This is a genomic window from Streptomyces sp. NPDC002232 (assembly GCF_042890295.1).
GTDB lineage: Bacteria > Actinomycetota > Actinomycetes > Streptomycetales > Streptomycetaceae > Streptomyces.
Genome location: NZ_JBIARV010000001.1, coordinates 782,896 through 795,440, shown reverse-complemented (window position 1 = coordinate 795,440; position 12,545 = coordinate 782,896). Strand labels below are relative to the sequence as shown.

12 protein-coding genes and 1 pseudogene are annotated in these 12,545 nt (G+C 73.4%); 7 read left to right on the top strand and 6 right to left on the bottom strand.

Features of this window, described 5'->3' with window-relative positions:
* From ACFYXU_RS03565 to ACFYXU_RS03555, 3 genes are all read right to left on the bottom strand, one after another.
* Positions 1-606: a Maf family protein gene (locus ACFYXU_RS03565; RefSeq protein WP_376516894.1), complete on the bottom strand. Its 606-nt coding sequence runs from the start codon at positions 604-606 to the stop codon at positions 1-3.
* A 98-nt stretch (positions 607-704) separates the two neighbouring features.
* The gene (gene mmpB / locus ACFYXU_RS03560) at positions 705-833 is read right to left on the bottom strand and encodes a morphogenic membrane protein MmpB (protein WP_267258901.1); all 129 of its coding nucleotides are present in this window, start codon (positions 831-833) and stop codon (positions 705-707) included.
* Positions 834-1,018: 185 nt separating this feature from the next.
* Entirely contained in the window at positions 1,019-1,654 is a 636-nt protein-coding gene (locus ACFYXU_RS03555; protein WP_389456360.1) for a TetR/AcrR family transcriptional regulator, read from the bottom strand.
* Between the two features lie 70 nt (positions 1,655-1,724).
* Between ACFYXU_RS03555 and ACFYXU_RS03550 the strand changes: the two genes are divergently transcribed.
* On the top strand, positions 1,725-3,131 hold the full coding sequence (locus ACFYXU_RS03550) for an MFS transporter (protein WP_361396240.1): 1,407 nt from the start codon (positions 1,725-1,727) through the stop codon (positions 3,129-3,131).
* Between the two features lie 68 nt (positions 3,132-3,199).
* On the opposite strand, the gene ACFYXU_RS03545 is transcribed toward ACFYXU_RS03550, so the two are convergent.
* A complete protein-coding gene (locus ACFYXU_RS03545; protein WP_361396237.1) occupies positions 3,200-3,412 on the bottom strand; it encodes an acyl-CoA carboxylase epsilon subunit in 213 nt (70 codons plus the stop codon).
* A 28-nt stretch (positions 3,413-3,440) separates the two neighbouring features.
* Positions 3,441-5,033, bottom strand: coding sequence for an acyl-CoA carboxylase subunit beta (locus tag ACFYXU_RS03540; protein WP_329854199.1), 1,593 nt, complete (start codon positions 5,031-5,033; stop codon positions 3,441-3,443).
* 134 nt (positions 5,034-5,167) lie between these two features.
* On the opposite strand from ACFYXU_RS03540, the gene ACFYXU_RS03535 reads away from it, so the two are divergent.
* The 5 genes and pseudogenes from ACFYXU_RS03535 to hutH all read left to right on the top strand — a co-directional run bounded on the left by ACFYXU_RS03535 (position 5,168) and on the right by hutH (position 11,448).
* Positions 5,168-6,013, top strand: coding sequence for a biotin--[acetyl-CoA-carboxylase] ligase (locus ACFYXU_RS03535; RefSeq protein WP_376516900.1), 846 nt, complete (start codon positions 5,168-5,170; stop codon positions 6,011-6,013).
* A gap of 172 nt (positions 6,014-6,185) precedes the next feature.
* The gene (locus ACFYXU_RS03530) at positions 6,186-7,334 is read left to right on the top strand and encodes an adenylate/guanylate cyclase domain-containing protein (RefSeq protein ID WP_376516903.1); all 1,149 of its coding nucleotides are present in this window, start codon (positions 6,186-6,188) and stop codon (positions 7,332-7,334) included.
* Between the two features lie 236 nt (positions 7,335-7,570).
* Positions 7,571-8,359: an enoyl-CoA hydratase-related protein gene (locus ACFYXU_RS03525; protein ID WP_329854196.1), complete on the top strand. Its 789-nt coding sequence runs from the start codon at positions 7,571-7,573 to the stop codon at positions 8,357-8,359.
* An 80-nt stretch (positions 8,360-8,439) separates the two neighbouring features.
* A pseudogene (locus tag ACFYXU_RS03520) lies at positions 8,440-9,549 on the top strand (diguanylate cyclase domain-containing protein); the annotation flags it as partial.
* Positions 9,550-9,906: 357 nt separating this feature from the next.
* Complete coding sequence (hutH, locus tag ACFYXU_RS03515; RefSeq protein WP_376517613.1) at positions 9,907-11,448, top strand: histidine ammonia-lyase; 1,542 nt, start codon at positions 9,907-9,909, stop codon at positions 11,446-11,448.
* 183 nt (positions 11,449-11,631) lie between these two features.
* Here hutH and ACFYXU_RS03510 read toward each other — a convergent pair whose 3' ends face one another.
* Positions 11,632-11,901 carry a hypothetical protein gene (locus ACFYXU_RS03510; RefSeq protein ID WP_361396223.1) on the bottom strand — a complete coding sequence of 90 codons (270 nt, stop codon included), beginning with the start codon at positions 11,899-11,901 and terminating at the stop codon, positions 11,632-11,634.
* 111 nt (positions 11,902-12,012) lie between these two features.
* On the opposite strand from ACFYXU_RS03510, the gene ACFYXU_RS03505 reads away from it, so the two are divergent.
* Positions 12,013-12,351: a hypothetical protein gene (locus tag ACFYXU_RS03505; protein ID WP_376517608.1), complete on the top strand. Its 339-nt coding sequence runs from the start codon at positions 12,013-12,015 to the stop codon at positions 12,349-12,351.
* Positions 12,352-12,545: the final 194 nt, after the last annotated feature.

Below are 12,545 nucleotides of genomic sequence, written 5' to 3'. Positions count from 1 at the left end.
TCAGGCCCAGAGGTCGGTGATCTCGACGTCCAGCTTGCGCAGGAGCCGGCGCAGCAGCGGCAGGGACAGGCCGATCACGTTGCCCGGGTCGCCGTCGATGCCGTCGATGAACGGGGCCGAGCGGCCGTCCAGGGTGAACGCGCCCGCCACGTGGAGCGGTTCGCCGCTCGCCACGTACGCCGCGATCTCCTCGTCCGTCGGCTCGCCGAAGCGGACCACGGTGGAGGCCGTCGCCGACTCGTAGCGCTTGGCGGCCGTGTCGTAGACGCAGTGGCCCGTCTGGAGGATGCCGACCCTGCCCCGCATCGCCTGCCAGCGGGCGACGGCCTCCGCGGCGTCGGCCGGCTTGCCGAGGGCCTGCTTGTCGAGCTCCAGGACCGAGTCGCAGCCGATGACGAGCGCGCCGAACGCCTCGGGCCGGGCGGCGACATGGGCGGCCTTGGCCTCCGCGAGGGTGAGCGCCAGCTCGGCCGGGGTGGGGGCGTGGACCTTGTCCTCGTCGACGCCGCTCACGATCACCTCGGGGGCGAGTCCGGCCTGCCGGAGCAGACCGAGCCGGGCGGGGGAGGCGGAGGCGAGCACGACACGGCGCGGATCAGCAGTCATGGGGGCAGCGTAGCCAGTGGCGGGCGCGCGCACGTGCGCGCGTGCGGTCCGATCCGAAGCGCGCCGCGCGGGGGCCCCGGCCGGTCGGCTCCCCGGGGTCAGCGGGCGGTCGCCACGAACATCGCCACCACCATCGCGAGCGCCAGCAGGACGCCGGTGCGGCGGAGCATCGCCTGCATGTCGCGCAGGAACTTCGGCGGCTGGTTCTTCGGGTCGGACCACAGCATGCCTCCGATCCTGCGGGCGGGACGGGCCGGGCGCCTGAGTACGGATACTCAGGCCCCCGGGTCCGGAAGGCCCAGATCCGGAAGGGCCCTCCCCGTCCGGCGCCTCAGGTCGTACGAAGACCCCGTCCCGCGCCTCAGGCCGTACGAAGACCCCCGTCCCGCGCCTCGGGTCCGTGTCCCGCACCTCAGGTCCGTACGAACACCCCGTCCCGCGCCGCCGCCAGGGCCGCGGCCACCGCCCGTTCGGCGACGGCCCCGTCGAGCTCCTCGTGGGTGACCGCGAAGCGGTAGTAGAGCGGCGCGGAGACGGCGCGGAGGACCTCGACGGGGTCCGTGCCCGCCGGGACCTCGCCGCGCGCCGCGCCCCTGGTCACGACCGGGGCCCATTCGGCGAGCCGGGTCCGGTAGAAGCCGGCGAGGGCGCGGGCGCACTCCTCGTCGCCCGCCGCCGCGGCGATGACCGCGCGGAAGACGGCTCCCATCCGGGGGTCGACGAGCGTCGCCCGGACGAGTTCGGCGTTGGCCCGCAGGTCGCCCGCGAGGCTGCCGGTGTCGGAGGCGGGCAGCGACTGCTCCGCCATGTCGTGCAGGAGGTCGGTGACCAGGCCGACGGGGGAGCCCCAGCGGCGGTAGACGGTGGTCTTGCCGACGCCCGCGCCCGCGGCGATCCGGTCCATGTTCAGGGCGTGGAAGCCGGTGTCGGCGAGGGCGTCCCGGGTGGCGTCGAGGACCGCCCTGCGGACCTTCGCGGTGCGGCCGCCGGGGCGCACGGTGCCGGGCGAGGCCGGTGGGCTCTCACTCAAACGGGTCTCCTGTTCCATTAAGGCCTTCGACTCTGCTACGGTACGGGACATCTTAACGGAACGACGCTCCCATTAAGGAGTCTCCCGCATGGTTGCCCTCGATCACCCCGCACCCGTCTCCGCCCCCGCGGACGGCCCCGAGACCCGGATGACCGGCCGGATGCGCATCGTCCTCGTCGTCCTCCTCCTCGCCCAGTTCATGCTGGCCGTCGACTTCTCGATCCTGAACGTCGCCCTGCCCGTCATCGGGCAAGGACTCGGCTTCACCCTCGGCGGCCTCCAGTGGATCGCCACCGCCTTCGCCCTCGCCGCCGCCGGATTCACCCTGCTCTTCGGGCGCGTCGCCGACCTGATCGGCCGCCGCCGCCTCTTCCTCGGCGGCATGGCCCTCCTCGGCGTCTCCTCCCTCGCCGGCGGACTCGCCACCGGCCCCGAGGTCCTCATGGCCGCCCGGGTCGCGCAGGGCCTCGCCACCGCCGCCGTCACCCCCGCCGGGCTCTCCCTGCTCACCGCCTCCTTCCCCGAGGGCCCGCTGCGGGCCAAGGCGCTCGGCCTCAACGGCGCCCTCATGTCCGCGGGCTTCACCACCGGCGCCATCCTCGGCGGCGTCCTCACCGACCTGCTCTCCTGGCGCTGGGCCTTCCTCGTCAACGTGCCCGTGGCCCTCGCCGTCCTGCTCGTCGCCCCCGCCGTGCTCAAGGAGAGCCGCCCGGCCGTCCGGCCCCGCCTCGACGTGCCCGGCGCGATCACCGTCACCGGCGGACTCCTCGCCCTCGTCTACGGCCTCACCGCCACCGGCGAGCGCGGCTGGACCGACCCCCTCGCGCTCACCGCCCTCGCCGTCGGCGCCGCGCTCCTCGTCGCCTTCGTCCTCGTCGAACGGCGGGCCGCCTCGCCGCTCGTCCCGGTCCACGTCCTGAAGCGCCGCACCGTCGTCTGGGGCAACCTCGCCGGGCTCGTCGCCTTCGTCACCGAGACCTCGCTGGTCTTCCTGATGACCCTCTACCTCCAGGACGTCCTGGGCTTCTCCCCGCTCGCCGCCGGACTCTCCTTCGGCGTCCTCGGCGCCGGCACGGTCCTCGGCGGAGTGGGCGCCTCCCGCTTCATCGGCCGCTTCGGCGCCCGCGCCGCCCTCGTCTCCGGCGGACTCCTCCAGGCCCTCGCCACCCTCGCCCTCCTCGGACTCGGCGACGACCGGGGCAGCCTCGCGCTGCTGCTCACCGCGACCTTCGCCGGCGGCGTCGGCAACATGCTCGCGATCGTCGGCTTCATGGTCACCGCCACCTCCGGCATCCCCGAGGGCGAGCAGGGCATGGCGACCGGGCTCGCGACCATGACCCAGCAGATCGGCATCACCATGGGCACCCCGGTCATGAGCGCCGTCGTCGTCTCCACGCCGCTGCTCCTCGACGGCATCGGCCGCGCGGTCCTCGTCAACGCCGCGATCGTCGCCGTCGGAGCCGTACTGTCGGGCGTCTTCCTCCGCCGTACGTGACCCGCCCCGGGACAGCGAGAAGGCCGGATCCCCGCACACGGGATCCGGCCTTGCTCATGCCGTGACGACTACACCGGCCAGTACGACCGCGCCCAGGCCCGCGGGCCCGGCCGCTGTCCGGCCGTGCGCGCGATCCGCGAGGGATCCGACCAGCCCTCCGGCGCCGCCGGGCCGCCCGTCCCGGCGGACTCCGCCGCCGTCGCCGCGGCCCGGGCTTGGACCACCGCCAGTGCGGCGGCCAGCTCCTCCGGGGTCGGGTTGCCTCGTACGACCTTGATCATGTCGGCTCCTTGAGGGTCCGGAAGGGGCTTAGAGCGGGATGTTGCCGTGCTTCTTCGGAGGGAGGGATTCCCGCTTCGTCCGCAGCTGACGCAGACCCTTCACGATCTGCGGGCGGGTGTCCGACGGCATGACCACCCCGTCGATGTAGCCGCGCTCGGCCGCGATGTACGGGTTGAGCAGCGCGTCCTCGTACTCCTGCATCAGCCGCGCCCGCTCGCCGTCCTGGTCCGCCGCCTCGGAGATGGTGCGCCGGTGCAGGATGTTCACCGCGCCCTGCGCGCCCATGACCGCGATCTGCGCCGTCGGCCACGCCAGGTTCAGGTCCGCGCCCAGGTGCTTGGAGCCCATCACGTCGTACGCGCCGCCGAAGGCCTTGCGCGTGATGACCGTGATCAGCGGGACCGTCGCCTCCGCGTACGCGTAGATCAGCTTCGCGCCGCGCCGGATGATGCCGCCGTACTCCTGGTCCACACCGGGCAGGAAGCCCGGCACGTCCACGAAGGTGAGCACCGGGATGTTGAAGGCGTCACAGGTGCGCACGAAGCGCGCCGCCTTCTCGCTCGCGTCGATGTCCAGGCAGCCCGCGAACTGCATCGGCTGGTTCGCGACGACACCCACCGGGAAGCCCTCGACGCGGCCGAAGCCGGTCAGGATGTTCGGCGCGAACAGCGACTGCGTCTCCAGGAACTCGCCGTCGTCCAGGACGTGCTCGATGACCCTGTGCATGTCGTACGGCTGGTTCGCCGAGTCCGGGATGAGCGTGTCCAGCTCGCGGTCCTCGTCCGAGACCTCGGTCTCCGCGACCTCCGGGAAGGCCGGCGGCTCCGACAGGTTGTTCGAAGGAAGGTACGAGAGCAGGGACTTGACGTACTCGATCGCGTCCTTCTCGTCCCCCGCCATGTGGTGCGCCACGCCCGAGGTCGCGTTGTGCGTGCGGGCGCCGCCCAGCTCCTCGAAACCGACGTCCTCGCCGGTCACCGTCTTGATGACGTCCGGACCGGTGATGAACATGTGCGAGGTCTGGTCGACCATCACCGTGAAGTCGGTGATCGCGGGGGAGTACACCGCACCGCCCGCGCACGGGCCGACCACCAGGGAGATCTGCGGGATCACCCCCGAGGCGTGCGTGTTGCGGCGGAAGATCTCGCCGTACATGCCCAGCGCGCTCACCCCCTCCTGGATGCGGGCGCCGCCGGAGTCGTTGATGCCGATGACGGGGCAGCCCGTCTTCAGCGCGAAGTCCATCACCTTGATGATCTTCTGGCCGTACGTCTCGCCCAGCGCGCCGCCGAAGACCGTGAAGTCCTGCGAGAACACGGCGACCGGACGGCCGTCCACCGTGCCGTAGCCGGTGACGACGCCGTCGCCGTACGGCCGGTTCTTCTCCAGGCCGAAGTTGGTCGAGCGGTGGCGCGCCAGCTCGTCCAGCTCCACGAACGAACCCTCGTCCAGGAGAAGGGCGATCCGCTCGCGCGCGGTCAGCTTGCCCTTGGCGTGCTGCTTCTCCACCGCGCGCTCCGAGCCGGCGTGCGTGGCCTCGTCGATACGGCGCCTGAGGTCCGCGATCTTGCCCGCGGTCGTGTGAATGTCGATCTCGTACTGCTCTGCCGGCTCGGACATCGGGATGCGGCTCCCTGCCTGGTCACGGGGGGTTCGTTGACTACGAATGGCCTACTGCTGGCCTACTGACCCGTAGCGTATCGACGCCGATACGGTTCGGCACTGCGGTCTTTGCCACACCTAGTCTGGCTTGCATGACGTCCTCACAAGGCTCAGGCGGACGCTGGTCCGACCTCGACCGGCCCCCGCTGAACGCCACGGCGCTGCGCCGCGCGCTCGTCCTCCCCGACGGACTGTGGACCTCGCTCGACGTGGTCACCAGCACCGGCTCCACCAACAGCGACCTCGCCGCCCGGGCCGGTGAACTGCCCGAAGGCGCCGTCCTCGTCGCCGAGGAGCAGACCACGGGCCGAGGGCGGCTCGACCGCACCTGGACCGCGCCCGCCCGCTCCGGGCTCTTCCTCTCCGTCCTGCTCAAGCCGGACGTCCCCGTCCACCGCTGGGGCTGGCTCCCGCTGCTCACCGGGGTGGCCGCCGCCACCGGCCTCGCCAAGGCCGCCGGCGTCGACACCTCCCTCAAGTGGCCCAACGACGTGCTGGTTTCCGTCGCGGGCGAGGAGCGCAAGGCCGGCGGCATCCTCGCCGAGCGCGCCGGCGAGGACGCGATCGTCGTCGGCCTCGGCATCAACGTCACCCTCCGTGAGGACGAGCTGCCCGTCCCGGCGGCCGGCTCCCTCCTCCTCGCCGGCGCGGTCTCCACCGACCGCGACACCCTCCTGCGGGCCGTCCTGCGCTCCCTCGCCCAGTGGTACGGCGACTGGACCCGGGCCGACGGCGACCCGGCCGCCTCCGGCCTCCAGACCGCCTACACGGCCGGCTGCGCCACCCTCGGCCGCCGGGTGCGCGCCGAGCTGCCCGGGGAGCGCATGCTGGAGGGAGAGGCCGTGGCCCTCGACGGGGACGGCCGCCTGGTCGTCGCCACGGAGGGCGGCGGCACCGAAGCGGTGGGAGCGGGCGACATCGTCCACCTGCGGACATGACCCGCGTGTGCGGCGCCCTCCCGCCGGTCCGCCCGGAGGGCCCGCGCGCACCCGCCGGGCGGCGGCGATCGCGCGTGAGCCAGCACACACCTGTCGTATCGTGGAGCGCGATCCACGGCGACAGATCGGCAGGACAAGTGGGCAGCGGCAGGGAACGGGCAGGAGGCGGCCGGTGACCGTCGACGACGCGAACGCGGGCGACGGCGCCGAGCCGGCCGGACCGCCGACGTACCCCACGCCCCACCACGAGGTCGACCACACGGCCGAGCCCAGCCACGACCCCCTCGCCATCCGCCTCGAACAGCTCATCCTCGGGGCCGACCGCCGCTACACCCCGTTCCAGGCCGCCCGCACCGCCGGCGTCTCCATGGAGCTCGCCTCCCGCTTCTGGCGCGCCATGGGCTTCGCCGACATCGGTCAGGCCAAGGCCCTCACCGAGGCCGACGTCCTCGCCCTGCGGCGGCTCGCCGGACTCGTCGAGGCCGGACTGCTCAGCGAGCCGATGGCCGTGCAGGTCGCCCGCTCCACCGGGCAGACCACCGCGCGCCTCGCCGAGTGGCAGATCGACTCCTTCCTGGAAGGCCTCACCGAGCCGCCCGAGCCCGGCATGACCCGCACCGAGGTCACGTATCCGCTGGTCGAGCTGCTCCTGCCCGAGCTGGAGGAGTTCCTGATCTACGTGTGGCGCCGGCAGCTCGCCGCCGCCACCGGCCGGGTCGTCCAGGCCGCCGACGACGAGGAGATGGTCGACCGGCGGCTCGCCGTCGGCTTCGCGGACCTCGTCGGCTTCACCCGGCTGACCCGTCGGCTGGAGGAGGAGGAGCTCGGCGAGCTCGTCGAGGCCTTCGAGACCACCTGCGCCGACCTGGTCGCCGCGCACGGCGGCCGGCTCATCAAGACCCTCGGCGACGAGGTGCTGTACTGCGCCGACGACGCGGGCACGGCCGCCGAGATCGCCCTCCGGCTCATCGAGACCCTGAGCCACGACGACACGATGCCCGCGCTCCGCGTCGGCATCGCGTTCGGCACCGTCACGACCCGGATGGGCGACGTCTTCGGCACCACCGTGAACCTGGCCAGCCGCCTCACCTCGATAGCCCCGAAGGACGCGGTCCTCGTCGACGGGGCCCTCGCGGAGGAGCTGACCAGGACCAAGGAGGCTCCCGCCTCGGAGGCGGCGGCCGCGGAGGAGGCGGCCCGCGCCGAGAAGGAGGGCCGCCCGGCCGAGACGTACCGCTTCGCGCTCCAGCCGATGTGGCAGCGCCCGGTCCGAGGCCTCGGCGTCGTCGAACCCTGGCTCCTGAGCCGCCGCCCGACGTAGCGGGTGCCGTGCCGATCGGGCCTGGGCCGGGCTCGCGGTGCCGGGCACCGCGAGCCCGGCCCGCCCGGCTTGCTCCCCGACGCCCTGGCGCCGGATCAGGCCGCCCTCACCCGCCGCGCGGCCGCGCGCGGCGGGTGCGGTGGGCCCCTGCCGGATCCGGCCGCCAGGCCCTAGGATCTCCCGGTGAACGCCCGTTAACACTCGTCGACGGGTCCGAACCGGGAGGGTGTGCGGTCATGTCCGAGCAGCGCTTTGGTGAGTTCGTGGTGGTCCGGAAGGACGGTCACGTCGCGGAGCTGGTCCTCGACCGGCCCAAGGCCATGAACGCCGTCTCCTCCGAGATGGCCCGTTCCCTCGGGGCCGCCTGTGAGGCGCTCGCCGCCGACCCCGAGGTCCGCGTCACCGTCCTGACCTCCTCGAACGATCGCGCCTTCTGCGTCGGCGCCGACCTGAAGGAGCGCAACTCCTTCACCGACGCCGAGCTCGTCCGGCAGCGCCCGACCGCCCGCGCCGCCTACACCGGCGTCCTGGAGCTGCCGATGCCGACCGTCGCCGCCGTGCACGGCTTCGCCCTCGGCGGCGGCTTCGAGCTGGCGCTCGCCTGCGACGTCATCGTCGCCGACGCGACCGCCGTCGTCGGCCTCCCCGAGGTCTCCGTGGGCGTCATCCCCGGCGGCGGCGGTACGCAGCTGCTGCCGCGCCGGGTGGGCGCGGCGCGCGCCGCCGAGCTGGTCTTCACGGCCCGCCGGGTGGAGGCGGCGGAGGCCCGCGAGCTCGGTCTGGTCGACCTCCTGGAGGACGACGCCCGGACGGCGGCCCTGGAGCTCGCCGGCCGGATCGCGGCGAACTCGCCGGTGGGCCTGCGCGCCGCGAAGAAGGCGATGCGGCTGGGCCAGGGCCTGGACCTGCGGGCCGGTCTCGAGGTCGAGGACGCGGCCTGGCGTTCGGTGGCCTTCTCGGGCGACCGGGCGGAGGGTGTCGCGGCCTTCAACGAGAAGCGGAAGCCGAACTGGCCGGGCGAGTAATTTCAACGCATTCCTATCGAATGTCACTAAAAGTGACGTCTCGGTGAGGAAATCGCATCAAACCTCCCTAAGCTGGAGGAATGGGTGAGGACGTGCGGCTGCGGGCCGTGGTGGCGCTGGCGCAGAGGATGGCGGCGGCGCACACCCCGCGCGAGTTCTGGCTGGCTGCGGCGCTCGGGGCCCGCGAGGGGCTCGACGGGAGCTTCGCCGCCCTCTCCGTCTGGCAGCGGGACCTCGGCCGCCTGAAGGTGCTGGTGAACGCCGGGGACCGGGCCGTGGGCGAGGAGGAGTTCCCCGACTCGGAGACGTACCCGGTGCACCAGTTCCCCGAGATCACCGAGTTCCTGCACGAGCTGTGGGCGGGCGGCGGCGAGCCGGACGCCTGGGTGGAGACGGCCGACGCCCCCGTCGCGACCGGCCGGGTGACCGGCCTGCGCCGCCGGGGGCGCGGCTGCTGCGTGGTCGCCCCGATCGTGCTGCACGGGCGCGCGTGGGGCGAGCTGTATGTGGCCCGCACCCCGGAGCAGAATCCTTTCACCCGGGGGGACGCCGACTTCGCGACCGTCCTGGCGGCCGTCGTCGCCGCCGGCATCGCCCAGGCCGAGCGTCTGGAGGAGGTCCGCAAGCTCGCCTTCACCGACCCCCTCACCGGCCTGGCCAACCGCCGGGCCGTCGACACCCGCCTCGACGAGGCCATCGAGCGCTACCGGGCGGACGGCTCCGTGGTGAGCCTCCTGGTCTGCGACCTGAACGGCCTCAAGAGGGTCAACGACACGCACGGCCACGCCGTCGGCGACCGCCTCCTCGAACGCTTCGGCTCGGTCCTGTCCCGCTGCGGCGCGATGCTCCCGGGCGCCCTCGCGGCCCGGCTGGGCGGCGACGAGTTCTGCCTCCTGACCGTCGGCCCGACGGCGGACGAGGTGGTCGCGGTGGCGGAGGAGCTGTGCGTCCGGGCGGCGGAGCTGGAGCTCGGCGAGGGCGTGGCCTGCGGGGTCGCGTCCACCGGCGATCCCATCGGCCCGCTCAAGTCGGCCCGGCGGCTCTTCCGGCTCGCCGACGCCGCCCAGTACCAGGCGAAGGCCGACCGCTCGACGAAGCCCGTCGTGGCGGGCCGCGACGGCACGGTCATCCGGCTCGCCGACGCCCCTCCCGGGGCCCGGGACCGCCGCCGCTTCCGCGACGCCCCACCGACGGCGCCGCCCGCGCCGCCCGTGCCGCCTGCGGTGGATCCGCCGCCGACCGATCCGGCCGCCCCGGGGAACCCGAGGGCGCCGGGGGGCGATCCCGTGGCTTGATCCGGTGGCCCCTGGTCCTGCGGCTCGACCGGATCGGTTGCTCTTGGTCCCGTTCAGGCACAGGCACAGGCACAGGCACAGGCACAGGCACAGGTGTGCAGGTGCAGGTGCAGGTGCAGGTGCAGTCACAGGCACAGGCGCAGACCCGGGGCGGCGGGCATCGGCCCCGTAAGGGTCCGTCCCGTGGGGGGACGGTGACGAAGTCGACTAGTGACATGTCGGTCTTCAATCCGTAGGGTGCTGAATATGGATATGCAGACAGTCGTCCTCGGCACGTCCGGCACGACCCCGCAGGACGTCATCGACGTCGCCCGCCACGGCGCCCGCGTCGAGCTGTCGAACGAGGCCGTGCGCGCCCTGGCCGCCGCCCGGGCCATCGTCGACGCGCTCGCCGCCAAGCCCGAGCCCGTCTACGGGGTCTCCACCGGCTTCGGCGCGCTCGCCACCCGGCACATCAGCCACGAGCTCCGCGCCCAGCTCCAGCGCAACATCGTGCGCTCGCACGCCGCCGGCATGGGCCCGCGCGTCGAGCGCGAGGTCGTGCGCGCCCTGATGTTCCTCCGCCTCAAGACCGTCGCCTCCGGGCACACCGGCGTCCGCCCCGAGGTCGCCCAGACCATGGCCGACGTCCTCAACGCGGGCATCACCCCGGTCGTCCACGAGTACGGCTCCCTCGGCTGCTCCGGCGACCTCGCCCCGCTCTCCCACTGCGCCCTCGCGCTCATGGGCGAGGGCGACGCCGAAGGCCCCGACGGCGAACTCAGGCCCGCCGGCGAGCTCCTCGCCGCCGCCGGCATCGCGCCCGTCGAGCTCAGGGAGAAGGAGGGCCTCGCCCTCCTCAACGGCACCGACGGCATGCTCGGCATGCTGGTCATGGCCCTCGCCGACCTCGACACCCTCTACAAGTCGGCCGACATCACCGCCGCGCTCTCCCTCGAAGCCCTCCTCGGCACCGAGAAGGTCCTCGAACCCGAGCTGCACGCCATCCGCCCGCACCCCGGCCAGGCCGCCTCCGCCGCCAACATGCTGGCCGTGCTGAAGGGTTCCGGCCTCACCGGCCACGCCCAGGCCGGCGAGGCCCCCCGCGTCCAGGACGCCTACTCGGTGCGCTGCGCCCCGCAGGTCGCCGGCGCGGGCCGCGACACCATGGCCCACGCCCGCCTCGTCGCCGAGCGCGAGCTGGCCGCCGCCGTCGACAACCCGGTCGTCCTCCCCGACGGCCGCGTCGCCTCCAACGGCAACTTCCACGGCGCCCCCGTCGCGTACGTCCTCGACTTCCTCGCGATCGCCGCCGCCGACCTCGGCTCCATCGCCGAGCGCCGCACCGACCGGCTCCTCGACAAGAACCGCTCGCACGGCCTCCCGCCGTTCCTCGCGGACGACGCCGGCGTCGACTCGGGCCTGATGATCGCCCAGTACACGCAGGCCGCCCTGGTCAGCGAGATGAAGCGGCTCGCCGTCCCGGCCTCCGCCGACTCCATCCCGTCCTCCGCCATGCAGGAGGACCACGTCTCCATGGGCTGGTCCGCCGCCCGCAAGCTGCGCACCGCGATCGGCAACCTCAACCGGATCATCGCGGTCGAGCTGTACGCGGCCACCCGCGGCGTCGAGCTCCGCGCGGGCCTGACCCCGGCGCCCGCCTCGCGGGCCGCCATCGACGCCCTGCGCGCGGCCGGCGTGGAGGGCCCGGGCCCGGACCGCTTCCTCGCCCCGGACCTGGCGGCCGCCGACGCCTTCGTACGTGAGGGAAAGCTGGTCGCCGCGGTCGAGCCGGTCACCGGACCGCTGGCCTGACGACGACCGCGGTACGAAAGGGCCGCCCCCGGCATCCGGGGGCGGCCCTTCGCGTGCAGACGCGAGGAGCTGTCCCGGAGGTTCTTCGCGCGGGCGCGGGAAGCTCAAGAGCCGCCGTCCCGGCGGCCCTTCGCCATGAGGGAGCGGTTCGGAAGGCGCGGGCCCGGAGGTCGGTCCTCCGCTTCAGAAGGCGCGGCCCCGGCGGCGCATGGCCAGGGCCACGAAACCCGCGCCGACCCCCAGGAAACCCGTCCCGCCGAGCAGGTACGGCAGGGTGTCCCCGTTCCCGGTCTCGGCCAGCCGCCCGTCGTCCGTCAGGGGCCCGTCCTGGGTCACCCCGATCCTCACCCCACCCTGCTGATCGGTGGCGTTCGCGGACGGCACGAACCACAGGGCGCACAGCAGCGTCCCCGCGGCGGCGGCGGTCAGCAGTGGGCGTCGGGCCACGGACACGGAAATTTCGATCCCCCTTGCGGAAACCGCGAATTGGTCGGTGTGCCGATGCTACGGAACACAGCGGGTCGCGGGAAACCCGAGGGCTCCCGGCCCCCTACGCTCCGACCCATGAGCACTTCTGAGAACGCCCGCTACATCCGCCTTCGCGTCGATGTCGTCCTGGAGGTCGACGGACCCGCCGAACTGACCGAGGCCGCCGTGGCCCGGATCGGCGGCGACGAGTTCATGCCCGAGGAGGAGCGCGTGCAGGCGCGCGCCGCCGCCCGCGAGGACGCCGCCGAGGCGCTCGCCCACCTCGTCGAGCCCTTCGACCTGATCCGGGACGTCCCCGGGATCGAGATGGTCCAGGCCTCCTGGAGCAGCGAGGAGATCGATTACGACCCCGACGCACTGGAGTGGGACCTCGACGGGGAAGATGGTGACGAGGAAGACGACGACCAGCCGTAGGGCCGGGCATCCGCCCGGTTCGAAGGGCCCCGGGACGCCGTCCCGGGGCCCTTCCCGGTTTCGCCGGGTCGATCTCGGGAACCGGAAGTCCGGTGGACGCGTGTGGATCAGTGGTGTTCCCCACAAACCGTCCGGTCACGGAACCGGACGGGGTGTCATGGGCGTTCATAGAAGAAGTTGGCAGGGAACCGGCG